The sequence below is a fragment of the Francisella philomiragia subsp. philomiragia ATCC 25015 genome, from assembly GCF_000156715.1.
GTDB lineage: Bacteria > Pseudomonadota > Gammaproteobacteria > Francisellales > Francisellaceae > Francisella > Francisella philomiragia.
The window spans coordinates 14,189-34,259 of sequence record NZ_DS999316.1 but is presented as its reverse complement, the minus strand read 5'-3'; the positions used below and the strand labels follow the sequence as shown (position 1 = coordinate 34,259).

Here is a 20,071-nt window from a genome sequence, read left to right as displayed (position 1 = left end):
AATGAATGAAAATAGTATAAAAAACCTAATTGCAGGACTATTCGTAATTTTTATGGTATTTGTAATGGTATTTATAGGTTTTTTCCTATCAGGAGGATTCAAAAACCAAGATACCACTACATTCGTTACGAATTTTAAGAGCATTTCTGGTCTAAATGTAGGCTCTGATGTCTCATACAAAGGTTTTAATATTGGTAAAGTATCTGATATTTCAATAAATAAGGAAAATCCCAAACTTGTTAGTGTTTATATGAAAATAAATAGTCAAATTCCAATATATAAGCAGACAGTAGCAACTTTACAAAGCGTAGGTATTACAGGTCAATCTAAAGTTGAGCTCTCTTTAGATATTTCAGAAAAAAATACTAGCTTAGACTTAATAGATTTAAGAAAAGGCAAAATAGCAGAAATAAGATCAAAACCTTCACAACTTGAAACTATTTTGAATAAAGTAAATGGGATTGCAGGCTCTCTCGAAGAAATTTCTGGTAAATTTAATAAAATGATGTCTCAAGAAAACATTCAAAGATTTAATGAGTTTGCTGATAGCTTAAATATTCTATTGTATAATTTAAGTAACTCATCAATATACTTTAACAGAACTCTTATGAATTTTAATGACACTATGTTAGAGGGTCAGGAAACATTTAGTCGACTTAACAGAGTGATAAGCATACTTGATTATGATCCATCAACAATTGTTAGAGGCGTGACTCATAACGACGAGGACTAGAATAATGAAAAAATATATAATTTTATTTACTGTAATACTTCTACCTTTTCAATTATTTGCTTTTTCTATATTTGGAGATCCTTTAGAGGTACCCACTAAAAAACAGTATGTAATATACAATCAACAGATAGAAGCTAATAAGCTTCCTGATACTAAAAATGCGGATATTAGTACAACCTTACTTATATACAATATCCAAACTCAAGCTTCTAAATCTACACAAATGTTTTATGTTAAAGGTAATCGTTTGTATACTTTCAAAAATAGTGAATGGGCTTTACCAGTATCAAAAATGCTAACTGTTGCTACATTTGAATATATTCTAGATAATAACATTGTTAATAACCTTGCATTCCAAGATATTAATATTAGACAAGAGTTTACATTGTCTGGTACTACTACTTATGGTCCTATACTTGACTTAGATAACAAACAATTCTTTTTTTATATTACTTTTTACTTAAAAAATGAAAAAACCGGATATACAAAAATAAAAACTATAAAGTATCATCACAAATTTGATACTGAAAATATAACCCCTGATGAATATGCTAAAATGACAAATGATGCTTTAGTGCATATATTTTCTCAATTAAAACCGTGGTTATTAGAAAATCTCCAAAAAGAGAAACATAAAAATAAACAAATAGAGAAAAAAGAAAAAACTATGCCAACAAGTAGTATTCAATCACTATTGGTTGCTAAGCAATAAAACTAGCAACTAATCCAATTAGTCCTCCAAAAACCCCGCCCCATACAACTAGCCATCCTAAATGCTCACGAATTATTCGTTGTATTATTTCTTTTACCATCATAGGCGTTAGTTCATCTAGTCTACTATCTATAAGACTTTCTATTTTTTCTGATGCTTTTTCAGAAATATTATTAGTATCTATATTTAGATTATCCAAAAGCTCAATAACTTTAGCATCAAGTTTACTAATAAATGGCTTACGTAGCCCTTCTAATCCCTCTTTACCACCCAAAAACATTTCAATCATTGAGCCATACTTACTACTCATTAGCATCTCAACAAAACTATCAAAAATTTTATTGTAATCTATTTTTGTAGCTATATTATTTGCAATATATCTCTTTATATCATCATTACTGAGAAACTTATTAAGATTTTCTTGAGAGAAAAACTGCTCCATAATCATCTTTTTTATCGCTTTTTTAAAGCTTTCAAATTTATTGGGAATTATTCCGGAGCCATAGAGAAAAGGAATTTTCTCAAAAAGCATATATATCGCTATCCAGTTTGTCAATGCCCCTGATAGCGCGTAAAACCCAATATTTTTAATATGCTGCTCAGCAAAATACCATCCTAATATCGCTAATATTGCAGCAACAAGATTAGTCAAAAAACTTTTATTTAAAATACTCATAAATATACCCTACTTTTTAAATGATTATAAATTTATAATAAGAAACAGTATTTTATCAAATTTTAATTTTATGAGAACTATTCGAGGTTTTTTTGCAGATATTTCAGTCAAGACAACAGAACTATCGATAAGTGGTGAATATTATAACTACTTCAAAAATGTACTTAGACTTAAAAAATCTGATTTTATAGAATTATTTAATAATAATGACGGCTTTCAATATAAAACACAAATAATTGATATAAACAATAAAAGCATATTGTTAGAAGTAATAGAAAAAAAAGAAATACATAATGAAAATAAATATATTGTAAATATCTATCAAGCAATTATAAAAAATGAAAATTTTGAATTTATTGTACAAAAAGCTACAGAACTTGGTGTAAATAATATTTATCCTATCATAACAGAATACACAAACCACAAATTTGACAAAAAAGGATTTGATAAAAAATTAGAACGCTGGAATAAAATAGCTATCGCTGCTGCAGAGCAATGTGGAAGAGTATTTATACCTAAAATTCATTATCCCATTGAAATCAATAGTATACATCTATCAAATAGCCATATAAATATAGCTCTTTGCCCATATTCAAATACACCTGAAAATTTTGAAAATCTTATAAAAACTCATGACAAATTTAATATTTTTATAGGTCCAGAAGGTGGTTTTAGTAATAAGGAAATGGAACTATTTAAAACCAAAGATTTCAATACTATAAATTTAGGCAAAAGAATACTCAAAGCAGAGACTGCTCCTATAAATATCCTTGCAATAATTAACTTTGTCAAATAGTAAATTTACTCAACATATAATTATTGCAAAACGCCTATTGTAATGCTTTAATTAAGTATCTTAATACTGTTAATTTTCAGGAAGAATATTCATGGACAAAAATTATCATACCCTATCTCGTCCTTTTTGGATAGTTTGGGCCATTGAATTCTGGGAAAGATTTGGATTTTATGGCTTCCAAGCAATTATTGCTTTGTATTTCACACAGCAATTACATCTTAGTGAACTAGAAACTATTTATCTAATGGGTTCTTTCTTTGCTTTTACCTATGGCTTTATATGGGTAGGTGGTATTATTGGCGATAAAGTTCTCGGAACCAAGCGTACAATATTAATTGGAGCAATAATTCTTTGTATATCATATCTAAGTTTTATTTTTGCCAATGAAAAATCTATATATTACATATTTGCTGGTATCATTGTCGGTAATTCACTATTCAAAGCAAATCCTTCTTCTTTAATATCTAAGATGTTTGATAAAGGAGATGGCCGTCTAAATAGTGCAATGACTCTTTACTACCTAGCTATCAACATGGGTGGTCTTTTATGCATGGCTTTAACCCCTGTAATATCTCAAACTTATGGATACGTTGAAGCATTTGTGATTTGTGGCATCGGCTTACTTATTGGCATAGTTGGCTTTGTAATGTTTTACAGACAGCTTGAGAATTTAGGTTCAGAAGCAAGTAAAAAACCTTTAAGTATCACAAAATTATCATACGTAATAGTCGCAAGCATTATTTTAATATTACTTATAGCAAATATACTTCCTAATACTGGACTATGTATTTCAATTACTGCTATTGTAGTTGTATTAGCTACAATTTATTTTTTAGAAATAGCTCTAAAACTTAAGCCTTACGAAAGAAATAGAATGCTAGTCGCTTTGGTACTAATTATTGAAGCAATTTTCTTCTATGCATTGTATTTCCAAATGCCAACAACTCTAACATTTTTTGCACTGCATAATGTGGATTTATCTCTATTTGGATGGCATATTCCTGCAGCGCAATACCAACTTTTAAACCCTCTATGGTTGATGATACTATCTCCTGTACTTGCGATTTTGTACAAAAAGAGCAAAATGACACATGCAACTAAATTTAGTATAGGCATTGCTCTTATGTTTGTGTCATATGCAATACTATATTGCACAAAATATTTTGCTACGGATGGGATTATCTCTGGATATTGGTTAGTTCTGACATATGCTAGCTCATCTTTAGGAGAATTATTAATATCTGGATTAGGATTGGCTATGGTTGCTGAACTGTGTCCAGCAGCTATATCAGGTTTTGTGATGGGATTCTGGTTCCTTGCGACAATGGTTGCTTCTTATCTAGCATCATATATAGGTTCATTTATAGCACTACCTTTATTTGATGATACTATAACAAGTCAACAAAGTTTAGATACTTACACATCAGTATTTGGTTATGTTGCAATATCTATATTGATAGTCACTATCATAATGGTTATTTTGACACCTATTCTTAACAGATACATAAAAAGAATAGAAGTTATTGATGATCATAGAGCAGATGCCCCTAGTGTAGTAATCAAATCTAAATAACTATAAATACTCTAAACCTATACTCCTTAATGAATTTAATATCTTAAAATTATTTCAATACGTTGTTTTTTTGCTAGAATAACTATTAGTCATGAGAAATTTTATTTACTATGAGTACATTTTCTAACAAAACTTGGATATCAAACTATCCAGAATATACTCCTGCTGATATTCAAGAAAATCAATATACAATTTTAGATCTCTACGAAAAATCAATTATACAATTTCCATATAGAGATGCAGTTTCGTGCCACGATGTAAATTTAACATTTTGTGAACTTGATGATTTAGCTACAAAAGTAGCGAGTTTCTTACAAAATGATTTGAATATTAAAAAAGGCGATAGAGTAGCCATTATCCTACCTAATTGCTTACAATTTACTGTTTGCTTATTCGCCTGCATTAAGATTGGTGCTATTTTTGTCAATACCAACCCTTTATATACTGCTGATGAACTTGAATCAATCTTTAATAACTGTGATATTAAAGCAGCAATTGTATTAGATATGTTTGCTCATCATATACAAAAAGCCAAAGTAAATATTAACTCGCTAGAAAATGTTATTGTTACAAATATTGCTGATTTATATCCATTTCCAAAGAAACAGATTATCGGCTTTGTAACCAAAAATTTAATAAAAGATAAACCTAAATACAATAAAAATATTTTTATATCATTTAGCAAAGTTATTAAAGCTGATAAAAAACTATACAAAAAACCTGAAATAGATAAAGAAGATATATTATGTTTACAATACTCAAGTGGTACTACTGGCAAACCCAAAGGAGCTATATTAACGCACAATAATCTTGCCTCAAACATTCAACAAGTATGGGCATGGGTAAGGCATGATATGGACATGTCTGATCAGGTCATAATAACAGCCTTACCTCTTTATCATATATTCTCTTTGAGTGCGAACTTATTATGTTTTTTCTTTGCTGGAGCAAAAAACGTTTTGATTCCTAATGCTAGAGACATAAAAGATCTAATAAAAACAATGTCAAAAAATGAATTTACTATTTTTAATGGTCTTAATACTCTTTATATGGCAATGCTAGAGCATCCTGATTTTGAAAAGATAAATAAAACCAGATATCAATACTCTTTAAGTGGTGGTATGCCTATTTCTCGTAAAATATATTTACACTGGTTAGATAGGACAGGTGTAGAACTTAAAGAAGGATACGGTATGACAGAAATGTCCCCTGCTATTGCTTTAAATAAATTTAATGAATCAGAAGATGACTATTTTGGCACTTGTGGCTATCCCATCCCTGGCACAGATCTTAGTATTCGAGATATTGAAACTCAACAGGAAATTAATGAATGTTATAAAGAGGGAGAAATTTGGCTTAAGGGTCCTCAAAGATGCCATGGTTTCTGGAATGATAAACAAAATAATGAACTATACTTTACTGATGATGGTTGGTTAAAAACAGGTGATATAGGATACATAGATAAAAAAGGACGCCTAACTATATCTGATAGACTAAAAAATATGATTATTGTGTCAGGATTTAATGTTTACCCTCGTGAAGTTGAAATATGTATACTTAAACTAGACTATGTAAAAGAAGTAGCTGTTACAGGAGTTAATTCTAAAGCTTCTGGTGAAAGAGCTATTGCGTTTATTTCCTTAGAAAAAGGATTTAAAGCCACTGAAGATGATATTATTCAGTATTGTAAAGAAAAATTAGTTAGTTACAAAGTTCCAAAATCTTGTATTTTTGTTGAAACTTTACCTAAAAACAATACTGGTAAAATAGATATTAAAAAGTTAAAAAAAGATTTTTTATAAAACTCTCATTAATTCTCGCTAGAAAAATATTGTTTTGGTGTTTTACCAAAAGCTTTGCGAAACATCGCTATAAAATTACTTGGAGATGCATACCCAAGCGAATCAGAGACTTTAGTAACAGATATATCTTTAGACAACATGTCAAGCCCGCGTGCTAACTGAGCTTGCTGACGCCAACGCGAAAAACTAAGACCTGTTTCAGACAAGAAAATTCTTCTTAGAGTTCTAGCTGACATCGCTCCAAATGAGGCCCATTGCTCGAGACTTGTTGTTATTGATGGATTATCAATAATTGCATTAGCAACTTTTATAACTCTATCAGTTTTTGGCATTGGTAAATGAAGAGCCTCTTCTGGAGCAGAGCTAATTTCATTACATATAATTTTCGCGATATTTTCTTGATCTGATGTTAGCTTTTGTTGTTTATCCCATTCTGTCGCTCTAAGAGCAAGTGCTCTAAGTACCTCACTCATCGGAATTACTCTCGAACTTTTAGGCATTTCTTCACATAAACTTGGCAATATAAAAATAACCCAACCAGTTACTAATCCACTTATACGAATTTTATGAGATGTATTTGGGGGAATCCATCCAGCCCTGTTAGATGGAAGTACCCATGACCCATCAGGAGTACTCACATGTACAAGTCCCGACTCAATACAAAATATTTTACCTCGAGAATGATAATGCCAGTCAGTTTCTTGATTGCTTATCTTATTTTCGCTATCAGGGGTATTTCCACCTTTTACAGCAATTATTGATGGGCCATCAAGCCACTGACTATAATTTAATATTTCAACATCAACAACATTTTGGCCGTTTTTCAATATTTATTGTCCATATAATGCTACAATACATTAGTATAATTGTGCAATAATTCTACAATTAAATAAACTCTAGAATTAAATTTCTTAATACCATAGCTAAAAACTATAGTATATTAGCTGTGGTTTGATTATAAAATATATAAATTATGCAATCTAATAGTACAACAAAAATTGGCTTTTGGAGTCAAAAAAGAACAATAGTTGCATTAGCAATAAGTTTGCTAGCATTAGCTGAAATTGTTGATTTAACAATCGTAGCAGTTGCTATTCCTCAAATTATGGGTGCTATTGGTGCGAATGTTGAAACTATTGCCGATGTAACTACAGTATATATTGTCACGGCTGCAATTTTCATACTACTATCAGGATTGATTATAGAAAAGTATGGTATAAAAAGGGTTGCTTTAGTCTCATCCGTAATTTTTGGTATATCATCTGTAATGTGTGGTTTATCGACATCTCTAGCAGAAATGATTGTATTTAGAGCTTTTCAAGGTATGGGTGGAGCATTTTTGCCATCAGTAGCTCAAACATATATCTCTACAAATTTCAGAAATGAAGAATACAATAAAATGATGACTGTATATAGCATGGTTATCGTTATGGGTCCTATTATTGGACCTGTACTCGGTGGTGCTATTTGTGAAAATATGTCATGGGAATGGATCTTCTATGTAAACGTACCTCTTTGTATAGTTGCTTTTGTGATCATTTTCTTCATGATGGATGCAACTAAAATTAAAAAAATCAAAATAGACTATATCAGTTTTGGCTTTATGGCTATTGGTGTTGGATGTCTAGAACTTTTTATTGATAATGGAAATACTAATGGCTGGTTCTCTTCTATAGAAATGATTATACTTTTGAGTATATCTATTGTTTCGCTAGGATTTTTTATCTGGAGAGGTTTAATATATTCTTCTGTAGTAAAGTTTAGAATATTTAAAAATTTCAATTTTATCCTAGCATGTTTTTTATGTTTTATGTTTGTGTTATTGTTTTCTGCTGCTATGGCATACTTACCAACAATGCTACAACAAGTATATGGTTATCCTGTTGATTTAGCAGGTTATATTACTGCTCCTAGAGGAGTTGCCGCAATTTTTGGTGCTGTAATAACTCAAAACTTCTTAGTAAAAAAACTAGGTGTTAGAACTACTATCAGCTTAGGAATGCTTACATTTGGAGCTTCTTGTCTAATGCAAGCAAGCTTCTCACCAACAGCAAGTGAGTTTGACATAGTCTTAACGACTGCTATTCAGGGACTTGGAATGATGATGTTTTTTGTTCCTTTTATGAGTGTACTTGTCGTTGGAGTAGCTGATGAAGATATGGGAGATATGTCAGGTTCTTTTAATTTTTTCAGGAATTTTGGTAGCTCTGTAGGTACTGCATTTGTGGCAACTTTTATCTCAAGAAATCAACAAACTACATATCAAGAATTATCACAAAATATTTCATATATGAATAATAGCTTTCAAGCTTGGACTAATACATTACCGATCGCAAATAATACTGAAGCCATAGCTATAGCAAAACAACAAGTACTGCATCAAAGCAGTTTATTAAGCTACATTAACTCTTTTTATGTTGTAGGTATTCTTAGCCTCTTATTAGCTATAGTACCATTTTTATTAAAAGAACCTCCTAAAGACGCTGCTGTTCCAGCAATGCATTAATTTTATTATAGGAATAATTTAAGATGTCAGAAGAAAAAACACTCAATACTCAAATACCAGAAGAAAAGCAAGAACAAAATGTGAAAAAAGAGTCTAAATTTTCAACTAAGAAGATAGCTATTGGACTAGGTATAATTACTTTAACAGCACTTAGTATCTATGGATACTATAAATATAATAAAGTTTTTCCGAATACCGATAATGCATATGTAAATGCTGACGTAATTAACATATCACCTAAAGTTGGTGGCTATATTGAAAAGGTTTATGTACAAAACAACCAGTACGTACATAAAGGTGATAAGCTAGTACAAATAGATCCTAAAGACTATCAATTACAAGTTGCAAATGCAAATGCGAAAATTATTCAAGCTAAAGGCCAATTAGCTGTAGCCCAAGAGCAAGTAAGTGTTGCAAAATCTAATCTTACTAAAGCTCAATCATCTCTTGATACAGCTACAAGCATGGCTGATAGATATATAAAACTATATAAAGAAGATGCCGGCTCTCTACAAGATGCTCAAAAATACATAAATCAGAAAATACAAGCAGAAAAAGCTAAGGATGAGGCATATTCATCTCTTAAACAAGCTCTTGTACAAGTTGAAATAGCAAAAGCTCAAGTTGGTGCTACAAAAGTCGGATACGATAATGCTAGCCTAAATCTAAGTTATACAACTCTTATTGCTCCTGACGATGGTTATGTTTCAAACCTAAAAATATATAAAGGGCAACTCGTTTCTACTGGACAACCATTATTCGGTTTCATTGATAACAAAACGTGGTGGATAGATGCCAACTTTAAAGAAACTGATCTTGATAGAATCAAACCAGGACAATCAGTAAAAATTGAGCTAGATATGTATAGCCATACATATACAGGTACAGTAAATAGTATTAGCTATGCAACTGGTTCGGTATTTTCTCTGCTGCCACCTGAAAATGCTACTGGTAACTGGGTTAAAGTTACACAACGCTTTCCAGTGAAAATAGTACTAAAAAATGACCCTAAGTATCCTTTGAGGGTTGGCGCCAGTGCAACAGTAAAAGTAGATACTTTATAGGGTGACTACTATGATTAAAAATAAAATTATTTCATCAGTATTGATTACAACGACATTCTTAATATCTAGTTGTAGTTTTTTCGATCCAAAATATGAGAAACCTGAAGTTAAAACACCAGCTCTTTGGAATAGCCAAGATAAAAATACTGGAATAACGAAAAACTGGAATCTTACAAAGATTGCATGGTGGAGAGAATTTCACGATCCAGTATTAAATAACCTTATAACCACAGCATTAAAAGATAACAATAAGTTACAAGTCTCTATAGGAAATATCCTCCAAGCTAATGCTGAAATAAATAAAGCCAACTATGGTTGGTTACCTACAGCAAGCGTTGGAGGTGGTGGGTTCGTAGCTCAAGCTTTTGATATTAATTCAAATTCAAGCATACCTCAACTTAATAATGTTGGTACCCAAACTGCAAGTGGTTCTTTAGTAGGTATCATCCCTAGTTATACAATAAATATTGCTAGGCAATTTAAGTTAGGGGAAATTTCTAGATTAAGTAAAAAAATGCAGGTCAACCTTAAAAATACTACTAGACTATCAATCATAAGTCAGGTTAGTGCTGCATATTTCTCGCTAATTACTGCTCAAGAACAATTAAAGTTACAAACTCAAATGGTTAATCAACTTCAGTTACTTTTCTATTATGCTGAAAATCAGCATAAACTTGGAGCAACATCTCCAATGTTAGAAGAGGTTATCAGACAACAGCTTGAAGCTCAAAAAGGAAAAGTAGCTATGATCAAGAATGATATAGTTCATTTCCAAAATACTCTCAAAATACTAATGGGTAGAAATCCTGGCAAGATAGTAACAACAAGAACACTTAATGAGATAAATGCTGATATTAAAGTACCTGTAAATATGCCTTCTCAAGTATTAGAGAATAGACCTGATGTAGCTATTGCTGAATATAAACTACAAACTGCTAATGCAAATATAGGCTTAGCCCGATCTCAATTCTTCCCAAGTATCGATTTGACAGGCGCTTTTGGAAACGCAACCCTTGCTCTTGGAGAGCTTGCTACAATGAATGCTTGGGCATGGGCTGCTCAAGCTGTAGCTGCAGTACCAATATTTAATATGAGCATTCTTGCAGATAGTGACAAAGCAAAAGCACAGTTCTACCAAGCTTACTATGATTATATAAATACACTACAACAAGTCTTTCAAGATGTTGATGATACCTTATCAGAAAGATCAGCAAATGAAAAAAATTATATAAAACAAACAATATCTCTGAAATCAACAGAAAAGCAAGAAAGTATATTTTCTAAAAAGTATAGTTCCGGTGCTATTAGCAAAGCACAGTATACAGGTATTACTCTTAATGTTCTTTATCAACAAATGCAGGCAAATCAAGCAAAGCTAAAATCTTTGATAAGTATTGTCAATCTATATCAAGCACTAGGTGCTGGCTATAATGTTGATAACTATATAGATCCTCACTACGATCATCCTGCTTTTGATAAGTAGTCATCTTTCAATAGCCTAGACAGATTATCTTAGTAATAATTTGTTGTTATGATAAAATCTCTCAAAATTAAAATCTTAGTTAAAGGCAATCTAATATGAAAATAATAAAAAATTTTATTGCAGAAGAGTATTCTAAAAAATTAATAGAATGGTTAAAAAAAATTTGTATAAACTATCCTGCAGAAGGTTTTGTTATTGGTATTAGTGGTGGCATAGATTCAGCAGTAGCTGCATCTTTAGCGGTTAAAACTGGATTACCTACAACAGCACTAATACTACCATCAAAAAATAATCAAGATCAAGATATGAAAGATGGACTAGAGCTCATTAAAAATCTTGATATAGAGCATCATATTGTTCCAATACAACCTGCTTATGATACATTTATAGAGTCAACTCTTAATTTTACAAACTCACAAAATGACCGCCAACATGTCATCAAAGGTAATGCTCAAGCTCGTCTTAGGATGATGTATCTATATGCCTATGCTCAACAAAATAACAGAATTGTAATAGGCACAGATAATGCCTGCGAATGGTATATGGGTTATTTCACAAAATTTGGCGATGGTGCAGCAGATATACTACCCCTTGTTAATCTAAAGAAATCACAAGTCTTTGAAATGGGCAAGTATCTCAAAGTGCCGCAAAATATTATAGATAAAGCTCCATCTGCTGGTCTATGGCAAGGTCAAACTGATGAAGATGAAATGGGTGTCACATATCAAGAAATTGATAACTTTTTAGATGGTAAAGAAGTCTCAGCCAAAGCTCTTGAGAGAATAAACTTTTGGCATAATCGTAGTCATCACAAAAGATCTATGGCTTTTACTCCAAACTTTTAATAAAACTCTCAAAATTATATTTGACTATAATCAAAAATCTAATATATCATAACTAAAAAGAATTAACCTAAAATCATAATGAAAAAACTATTTATAATATCTCCTTTTTTAATATCGCTTGTTGCTTGTACCCACTTTGGTAGTAATGATAAAACGACAGAGCTCTATATTGACAAAAAAGCTCCAGATATCCAAGATATAAACTTCAATAAATCAGGCACCCTTCCAACGAATATAGAACATCAAAGTTATTACAACGTTATAATCTCAGGTTCTGCAATAACTAACTGTAGTGTCATTGACTATGGTAGCAAAACAATCGATGAACCAGGAAAAAATCAAATATTTATAGGTGATGCACGCGATTGGGACATTGTTAGAATTGATTGTCGCAAAAATCATGGTAAAGGTAAAGCTGGCGAAAAATATAACCTAGAAATTAAAGTACTTGCAGATGGTACTACATACTATGCTTCAACAGAAATTGTACATGCTTAGTATTTTCAAATAATTTTCTCTAAAATCTTTTAATCAATCGATTTTGGCTAATTACCTGTAGATGACTAAAACAAGTTAACTTTCATAATTGGCTGCCACTATAGTAGAAATAGATTTGTTTAGCTAATAGAAATATTTACTCAAAAAATTTCTTGGCATAATCTTTGACATTATCAAACCAAGTTTTACTCTTAGGTGAATGTTTACTTTGATAATCTTCACCTAAACTATCTGCAAACTTTTCTAATAGTTCTTTCTGTTCAGAGTTTAGATTAATAGGAGTTTCAACGACTACTTTACAAAGGAGATCCCCTCTTCTTTGCCCTCTAAGAGACTTCATTCCTCTTTCTCTTAAGCGAAATACTTTACCAGTCTGAGTTTCTGGTACAACTTTGAGCACAACCTCGCCATCAAGAGTTGGAACTTTTATCTCTCCACCTAAGCAAGCCTTAGTAAAACTTATAGGCATTTCACAATATAGGTTCATATCTCTTCTTTCAAAGATTTTATGCTCTTTAACCAGAATTTGGATATATAAGTCACCATTCATAGCTCCATTAGAGCCCGAATCACCCTCGCCTTGTAGCCTAATTCTATCACCATTATCAACACCTTCTGGTATCTTAACTTTGATAGTTTTTTGTTTCTTAATTTTGCCACTACCATAGCAATCATCACAAGGATCAGCAATACTTGAACCTGTACCATTACATACAGGGCAAGTTTGTTCAAAAGCAAAGAAACCTTGCTGTCTTCTAATTGTTCCTTGTCCATGACAAGCATGACATGTAGTTTTAGTTTTTGACTTAGAGCCTGTACCATCACAACTATCACAAGATTCCATTCTTGGTATATTTATCTCTTTTTCAACGCCAAAAAAAGCCTCTTCTAAAGAAATATCGATAGTATATTCTAGATCACTACCTCTAGATGCTCTAGATCTATTTGATCCACGTGAGGCCCCGCCGCCAAAGAATGTGTCAAAAATATCCTCAAAACCTCCAAAGCCGCCAGCACTCCCAGCGCCACCTTGCTGATTAACTCCAGCATGACCAAACTGATCATATCTAGATCTTTTACCATCATCACTTAGTATTTCATAAGCTTCTGAGATCTCTTTGAATTTTATTTCTGCTTCTTTATCATCGGGATTGCGATCTGGATGGTATTTCATAGCAAGCTTTCTGTAAGCTCTTTTGATTTCAACACCCGAAGCTGTTTTAGATACATTTAAAATTTCATAATAGCATTTCTGTTGCATTTTACCTAACCTAAAAATTTTGGACAGACTATTATAACAAAAAGGAAAGTGTGGATAAACCACACTTTGTTGACTTATTTAGATTTTATTTATTTTTTATTGTCTTCAACATCTTCAAAATCAGCATCTACCACATCATCATCTTTCTTTGGCTCTTCAGCTTGTGCACCACCTTGAGCGCCAGCAGCTTGAGCTTGTTCAGCATATGCTTTTTGTGCGATTGGTGAGAAAACTTCTTCTAAAGCCTTAGTCTTAGCATCAATAGCATCTTTATCATCACCTTTTACTACTGACTCTAAATCTTTACAAGCTTCCTCTACTTTCTCTTTCTCTTCTGCAGATACTTTATCGCCTAACTCAGCTATAGCCTTTCTAGAACTATGGATTAGGTTATCTGCTGTATTTCTCGCAGATACTAATTCATGGAACTTTTTATCTGATTCAGCATTAGCTTCAGCATCTTGTACCATTTTTTCGATATCATCTTCAGATAACCCACTTGAAGACTTAATCACAATATTTTGCTCTTTACCAGTAGCTTTATCTTTAGCTGATACATTTAAGATACCATTTGCATCTATATCAAAAGTTACTTCAATCTGTGGCATACCACGTGGTGCTGGTGGAATATCTGCTAAGTCAAATCTACCTAAAGATTTGTTTGCAGAAGCCATTTCACGCTCACCTTGAAGTACATGTATAGTTACCGCAGGTTGGTTATCTTCAGCAGTAGAGAATACTTGCGACTTCTTAGTAGGAATAGTCGTATTTCTCTCAATAAGCTTAGTCATAACACCACCCATAGTCTCAATACCTAGAGAAAGTGGAGTTACATCAAGTAAAAGTACATCTTTTACATCGCCAGCTAGTACACCACCTTGAATAGCAGCACCAACTGCAACTGCCTCATCAGGGTTTACATCTTTACGTGGCTCTTTACCAAAGAACTCTTTTACTTTCTCTTGTACTAGAGGCATACGAGTTTGTCCACCAACCAGTAGTACTTCTGTTATATCAGATTTACTTAAACCAGCATCTTCAAGAGCTTTTTTACAAGGCTCTAAAGATCTCATTACAAGATCAGAAACTAAAGACTCAAACTTAGCTCTAGTTACTTTAATATTTAAGTGCTTAGGTCCAGTAGCATCTGCTGTAATGTAAGGTAAGTTAACATCAGTTTGTTGAGCTGAAGATAATTCTACCTTAGCTTTTTCAGCAGCTTCTCTTACTCTTTGTAAAGCAAGCTTATCATTGTGAAGATCTATACCTTGCTCTTTTTTAAACTCATCAATTAAGTAGTTCATTAAGGCAACGTCAAAGTCTTCACCACCCAAGAAAGTATCACCATTTGTTGATAATACTTCAATTTGGTTATCACCATCGACATCAGCAATCTCAATAATTGAAATATCGAATGTACCACCACCTAGGTCATATACCGCTACAGTTTGCTCACCTTTCTTAGAATCTACACCATACGCTAGCGCAGCAGCTGTAGGCTCGTTAATAATTCTTTTTACTTCAAGACCTGCTATTTTACCAGCATCTTTTGTAGCTTGTCTTTGACTATCGTTAAAGTATGCTGGCACTGTAATTACAGCTTCTGTAACTGGTTCACCTAGATAATCTTCTGCTGTTTTCTTCATTTTTCTTAGAACTTCTGCAGAAACTTGTGGTGGAGCCATCTTTTTGCCTTCTTTAGTAGCAACCCAAGCGTCACCATTATCAGCTTTAACTACCGCATAAGGTACTTTCTTCTTAATATCTTCTTGTACAGCCTTATCATCGTATTTACGACCAATCAATCTTTTGATAGCAAAGAATGTATTATCAGGGTTAGTTACAGCTTGTCTTTTAGCTGCCTGACCTACTAATATTTCACCATTATCAGTATATGCCACAACTGAAGGAGTTGTTCTATGTCCTTCAGCATTTTCAATAACTTTAGCAGTCTTACCATCCATAATAGCAAGACAAGAGTTAGTAGTTCCTAAATCTATTCCTATAATTTTTCCCATGAAAATTCTCCTGTATTATTTTAATTTTATTTTTTAAACTTTTTTTCAATCTCGACTTATAGATGGGTATATCTATTAGCTTTTCAAGTATTTTTTTTAATTTTTTACTATAACTACCTTAGCTGCTCTAACTACACGACCATTTAGCATATAACCTTTTTGAAACACATCAAAAATAGTATTATCTTCAAATTCAGGATTAGGTATCATAGCCATCGCCTCATGTAGATTAGGGTCAAACTTCTCACCCTTTGGATCTAGCTCTTCTAGACCATTTTTTTTGAGCGTATCAACAAGCATCTTAGATGTTAATTCTATACCCTCTTTCATAGCTATAGCCTCTTCAAGCTTAACTTCATGCTTTAATGCTTGCTCAATACTATCAATTACTGGCAAAAGCTCTTTAGCAAACTTCTCTATACCAAATTTGCGTGCATTAGAGACATCTCTTTCGGCTCTTTTACGAACATTTTCCATCTCAGCTCTAGCTCTTAGGGCTTCATCCTTAAAAGAGTCACATGTTTCTTCTAACTCTTTTATTGTATCTCTTGCTCTTTCTAATTGCTCTTCTATAGATAATTCTTCTACAGCTTTACTGGTAGACTCTTGATCCATCTCTTGCTCATTGTCTAAAGCCTTATCTTCTATATTATTTTTTTCTTCTTTACCCATAAAACAACCTTTTATTTTGATCCTGTTAGTACTACAATTTGTTAGATGTTTTATACATAGTGATTATTTTTGTATTTTCAAGAAATTATTGGCATTTTTTTATATGAATATTAGAAAAATAAAAAAGAATTTAAAAAAAATAAGCTTTATAGCACTTTTAATTCTTATAAGTAGCTGCACAAATGTAACTGCTCAACGTTATTTATCAAAGAAATATTCAGATAAAGTTGATTACAAAAAAGCTGATTTCAAAGATCTTAATAACTGGGATACGAGTGATCAACTTATATCTTTTGATACATTTAAAAAATCATGTGCAAAAATAGTTGATGAAAATAAACCTGAATATACAAATTGGATAAATATTTGCCATAAAGTGATGGCTGCTAAAATAGAAACAAAAGATCAAGCAAAGGCTTTTTTTGAGCAGAACTTTACTCCTTACCAAATACTATATAAGAATAAAGATACTGGAATATTCACGGGATACTACGAACCCACTATAAAGGGTAGTCTAGTCAAAACTCTACAATATACCGTACCTATTTATAGAACTCCTAATGACTTAATCAAACAACCAAGAGGTGATGATAATTTTTCTTTTGGAAGATACAATGATGGTAAATTTGTTCCTTACTATACGCGTGCAGAAATATCAAATGGTAACCTACTAACAAAAAAAGATGTATTGGTATGGGTTAAATCAAAAGTTGATAGAACATTCTTGCAAATACAAGGCTCAGGAAGGATCGAAACTGATAGTGGTGATATCTTAGTTGGTTATGATAGTCAAAATGGACATGAGTACAAACCTATAGGAAGATACCTACTTGATAATGGCTATATGACCAGAGATGAAATGTCAATGCAAGCAATTAAAGCTTGGTTAAACAAAAATAAAGACAAAATAGATGATGTTCTAAATTATGATCCCTCTTTTGTATTCTTTAGATATGTAGATCGCAAAAATGCAGTTGGCGCTCAAGATGTTGAGCTAACTCCTGGCTATTCTTTAGCAGTTGATGACAGATACTATCTGTATGGAGTTCCTCTTTGGCTAGAAACAGATTACTACGAAGATAATCATCATGACACTAAACCACTTGATAGATTAATGATAGCTCAAGATACAGGAGGGGCCATTCGAGGTCCTATACGAGGTGATGTATTCTGGGGGCATGGTCAACAGGCTGAATTTAACGCTGGCCACATGAATAATCAAGGTAAACTATGGATTCTGTTACCAAATGAATAATTTTAAACATTTTAATACTATAATTATTGGTGCTGGAATTTCTGGCATATCTCTAGCACAAAAGCTATCTCAAGCGAATATAGACCACTGTATATTTGAATCTAATAATATCGGAGGATGTATAGACTCCCAGAAATATAAAGATTTTTGGTTTGAAATGGGTGCACATACGATATATAACTCTTACAATGAAACTATAGACTATATCCGCAACAACTGTCTCGAGCAAAACATCCAATCAAGAAGAAAAGTCCCATTCCTATTTGTACAACCTAATAACAAAATTCAAAGTATTTTTACTAATATAAATCCTTTTACGGCTGCTGTTAGTTTCTTAAAGAATAGAAATATCTCAAAAGAAGATAAAACTGTTAGCGAATATGCAATAAAGCTATTTGGCAAAAAGAATTACAACCGAACATTAAAGTTTTGTTTTGATGCTGTATTATCTCAAAATAGCCAAAACTTCCCAATGGAATACCTATTTAAAAAATATGATAGAGATACTTCTTTACCTCGAAGTTTTACATTCAAAAATGGCTTATCTGAATTATTTAATAATCAAAAACAAAAAATTATCAAAGAAAAAATTATCAAGATTTCAAAACAAGATACATGGATAGTTAAAACAGACAGTGCTAATAGTTATCACTGTGATAACTTATGCATTGCGACGCCATGGAATGTAACGGAGTCTTTGCTAGAAAATATACTACCAAATATAGCAAAACATCAATATAGACCTGTCATGTCAAACCTGACAAGTATAGGAATTGTTGCAAGTAAAGAATCCTTGAAACATATTAAAAATATTGCTGGCTTAATTGGTAAAGAACAGTTCTTTTACTCAGCTGTGTCTCGTGATATTGTTGATAATCCAAGCTATAGAGCTATGGTATTTCATTGTAAAACTAACGATCATCAAAAAGAGTTAACGCTTAAGATCATAAAACTTCTGAATATCACTGACGAAGATATTCTTCATATATATACAAAACAAAACACATTACCGTGCTATCATCGTAATCACAGCACTTTCCTACAGGATTTAGAAAAAGAGCTTTCTCAAGTATCTAACTTGCATATCACAGGTAATTTTTTTGATAGATTAGCTATAGAGAATTGTATTAGAAGATCAAATAAAGAGGCTAGTAAAATTATTCAAAATAATACCTCTAATAATTTGATTATTTAGAATGAAAATTGTATCATATAAGCTGCTTAAATTTTTAAAGTACGGCGAACTGCGTCAGTTTGCATGATTAAGAATTTTTTGCAAAAACTGAGTAATTGACAACAATAATTTAAAGGAAAAAAGATGAAAACGTTTACTGCAAAACCATCAGATATCAAAAGACAATGGCTTTTGATTGATGCTACAGATAAAACTTTAGGTCGTCTAGCTAGTGAAGTAGCAATGATCCTAAGAGGTAAAAACAAACCAGAATATACTCCTTCTATGGACACTGGTGATTATGTTGTTATCATCAATGCAGAAAAAGTAGCTGTAACTGGTAACAAAAGAAAAGGCAAAATTTACCACCACCACACTGGATATATTGGCGGTATCAAATCAATCTCTTTTGAGAAGCTAATTGCAACTCATCCAGAAAGAGCTATTGAAAAAGCTGTTAAAGGTATGCTTCCTAGATCTCCTCTAGGGCGTGCAATGTACAAAAAGTTAAAAGTTTATGCTGGTGAAAATCACCCACATACAGCTCAACAACCTCAAGCTCACAATATTTAATAAAGGATGGTAAAAATGTCAGAATATAATTATGGTACAGGTCGTCGTAAAAGCTCTGTAGCTCGTGTATTTATGAAAAAAGGTACTGGTCAATTTATTGTTAATGGTCTTCCATTAGAGCAGTATTTATGTCGTGAAACAGACTGCATGGTTGTTAAGCAGCCTTTAGAATTAACTAACAACACTGAAAACTTTGACTTCAAAGTAACAGTAAAAGGTGGTGGTACTACAGGTCAAGCAGGTGCTATCCGTTTAGGTGTTACTAGAGCTCTTATTGAGTTTGATGAAGATTTAAAACCAGCTCTTCGTGAAGCAGGTTTTGTAACTCGTGATTCACGTAAAGTTGAGCGTAAGAAGTTTGGTCTTAGAAAAGCTCGTAGAAGAAGACAGTTCTCTAAACGTTAATATACGTTATATACCTTTCTATTAT

The 20,071-nt window shown here is 32.2% G+C and carries 19 protein-coding genes; 14 read left to right on the top strand and 5 right to left on the bottom strand.

What is annotated here, in order from left to right:
* Position 1: 1 nt before the first annotated feature.
* The gene (locus tag FTPG_RS05515; RefSeq protein ID WP_004287439.1) at positions 2-733 is read left to right on the top strand and encodes an MlaD family protein; all 732 of its coding nucleotides are present in this window, start codon (positions 2-4) and stop codon (positions 731-733) included.
* Positions 734-737: 4 nt separating this feature from the next.
* Complete coding sequence (locus FTPG_RS05510) at positions 738-1,445, top strand: hypothetical protein (protein ID WP_004287438.1); 708 nt, start codon at positions 738-740, stop codon at positions 1,443-1,445.
* Here FTPG_RS05510 and FTPG_RS05505 read toward each other — a convergent pair.
* Positions 1,435-2,121 (bottom strand): DUF445 domain-containing protein, encoded by a 687-nt coding sequence (locus FTPG_RS05505; protein WP_004287437.1) that lies wholly within the window; start codon positions 2,119-2,121, stop codon positions 1,435-1,437. The two genes, FTPG_RS05510 and FTPG_RS05505, sit on opposite strands and share 11 nt — an antisense overlap.
* Positions 2,122-2,191: 70 nt before the next feature.
* On the opposite strand from FTPG_RS05505, the gene FTPG_RS05500 reads away from it, so the two are divergent.
* The 3 genes from FTPG_RS05500 (at position 2,192) to FTPG_RS05490 (ending at position 6,292) form a co-directional block, all read left to right on the top strand.
* A complete protein-coding gene (locus tag FTPG_RS05500) occupies positions 2,192-2,917 on the top strand; it encodes a 16S rRNA (uracil(1498)-N(3))-methyltransferase (RefSeq protein WP_004287436.1) in 726 nt (241 codons plus the stop codon).
* 91 nt (positions 2,918-3,008) lie between these two features.
* On the top strand, positions 3,009-4,490 hold the full coding sequence (locus FTPG_RS05495) for an oligopeptide:H+ symporter (protein WP_004287435.1): 1,482 nt from the start codon (positions 3,009-3,011) through the stop codon (positions 4,488-4,490).
* 110 nt (positions 4,491-4,600) lie between these two features.
* The gene (locus tag FTPG_RS05490) at positions 4,601-6,292 is read left to right on the top strand and encodes a long-chain-fatty-acid--CoA ligase (RefSeq protein ID WP_004287434.1); all 1,692 of its coding nucleotides are present in this window, start codon (positions 4,601-4,603) and stop codon (positions 6,290-6,292) included.
* Between the two features lie 8 nt (positions 6,293-6,300).
* Here FTPG_RS05490 and FTPG_RS05485 read toward each other — a convergent pair whose 3' ends face one another.
* Positions 6,301-7,119, bottom strand: a complete 819-nt coding sequence (locus FTPG_RS05485) for an AraC family transcriptional regulator (protein WP_004287433.1) — start codon at positions 7,117-7,119, stop codon at positions 6,301-6,303.
* Between the two features lie 146 nt (positions 7,120-7,265).
* On the opposite strand from FTPG_RS05485, the gene FTPG_RS05480 reads away from it, so the two are divergent.
* The 5 genes from FTPG_RS05480 to FTPG_RS05460 all read left to right on the top strand — a co-directional run bounded on the left by FTPG_RS05480 (position 7,266) and on the right by FTPG_RS05460 (position 12,688).
* Positions 7,266-8,798, top strand: coding sequence for an MDR family MFS transporter (locus FTPG_RS05480; RefSeq protein ID WP_004287432.1), 1,533 nt, complete (start codon positions 7,266-7,268; stop codon positions 8,796-8,798).
* A gap of 23 nt (positions 8,799-8,821) precedes the next feature.
* Positions 8,822-9,862 carry an HlyD family secretion protein gene (locus tag FTPG_RS05475; protein ID WP_004287431.1) on the top strand — a complete coding sequence of 347 codons (1,041 nt, stop codon included), beginning with the start codon at positions 8,822-8,824 and terminating at the stop codon, positions 9,860-9,862.
* Between the two features lie 10 nt (positions 9,863-9,872).
* A complete protein-coding gene (locus FTPG_RS05470) occupies positions 9,873-11,345 on the top strand; it encodes a TolC family protein (RefSeq protein WP_004287430.1) in 1,473 nt (490 codons plus the stop codon).
* A gap of 95 nt (positions 11,346-11,440) precedes the next feature.
* The gene (gene nadE, locus FTPG_RS05465) at positions 11,441-12,190 is read left to right on the top strand and encodes an NAD(+) synthase (RefSeq protein WP_004287429.1); all 750 of its coding nucleotides are present in this window, start codon (positions 11,441-11,443) and stop codon (positions 12,188-12,190) included.
* A 78-nt stretch (positions 12,191-12,268) separates the two neighbouring features.
* Positions 12,269-12,688, top strand: a complete 420-nt coding sequence (locus tag FTPG_RS05460; protein WP_004287428.1) for a hypothetical protein — start codon at positions 12,269-12,271, stop codon at positions 12,686-12,688.
* Between the two features lie 136 nt (positions 12,689-12,824).
* On the opposite strand, the gene dnaJ is transcribed toward FTPG_RS05460, so the two are convergent.
* From dnaJ to grpE, 3 genes are all read right to left on the bottom strand, one after another.
* The gene (gene dnaJ / locus FTPG_RS05455) at positions 12,825-13,949 is read right to left on the bottom strand and encodes a molecular chaperone DnaJ (protein ID WP_035722482.1); all 1,125 of its coding nucleotides are present in this window, start codon (positions 13,947-13,949) and stop codon (positions 12,825-12,827) included.
* Positions 13,950-14,038: 89 nt separating this feature from the next.
* Complete coding sequence (gene dnaK / locus FTPG_RS05450; RefSeq protein WP_004287426.1) at positions 14,039-15,967, bottom strand: molecular chaperone DnaK; 1,929 nt, start codon at positions 15,965-15,967, stop codon at positions 14,039-14,041.
* Positions 15,968-16,063: 96 nt separating this feature from the next.
* Complete coding sequence (gene grpE / locus FTPG_RS05445) at positions 16,064-16,639, bottom strand: nucleotide exchange factor GrpE (RefSeq protein ID WP_004287425.1); 576 nt, start codon at positions 16,637-16,639, stop codon at positions 16,064-16,066.
* Between the two features lie 103 nt (positions 16,640-16,742).
* Between grpE and mltA the strand changes: the two genes are divergently transcribed.
* The 4 genes from mltA (at position 16,743) to rpsI (ending at position 20,046) form a co-directional block, all read left to right on the top strand.
* On the top strand, positions 16,743-17,894 hold the full coding sequence (mltA, locus tag FTPG_RS05440) for a murein transglycosylase A (RefSeq protein WP_035722479.1): 1,152 nt from the start codon (positions 16,743-16,745) through the stop codon (positions 17,892-17,894).
* Positions 17,887-19,089, top strand: coding sequence for an NAD(P)-binding protein (locus FTPG_RS05435; RefSeq protein ID WP_004287423.1), 1,203 nt, complete (start codon positions 17,887-17,889; stop codon positions 19,087-19,089). Before mltA ends, FTPG_RS05435 begins: the two co-directional genes overlap by 8 nt.
* A gap of 123 nt (positions 19,090-19,212) precedes the next feature.
* Positions 19,213-19,641: a 50S ribosomal protein L13 gene (gene rplM, locus FTPG_RS05430; protein WP_004287422.1), complete on the top strand. Its 429-nt coding sequence runs from the start codon at positions 19,213-19,215 to the stop codon at positions 19,639-19,641.
* Between the two features lie 15 nt (positions 19,642-19,656).
* Positions 19,657-20,046 (top strand): 30S ribosomal protein S9, encoded by a 390-nt coding sequence (gene rpsI / locus FTPG_RS05425; protein WP_012280747.1) that lies wholly within the window; start codon positions 19,657-19,659, stop codon positions 20,044-20,046.
* Positions 20,047-20,071: the final 25 nt, after the last annotated feature.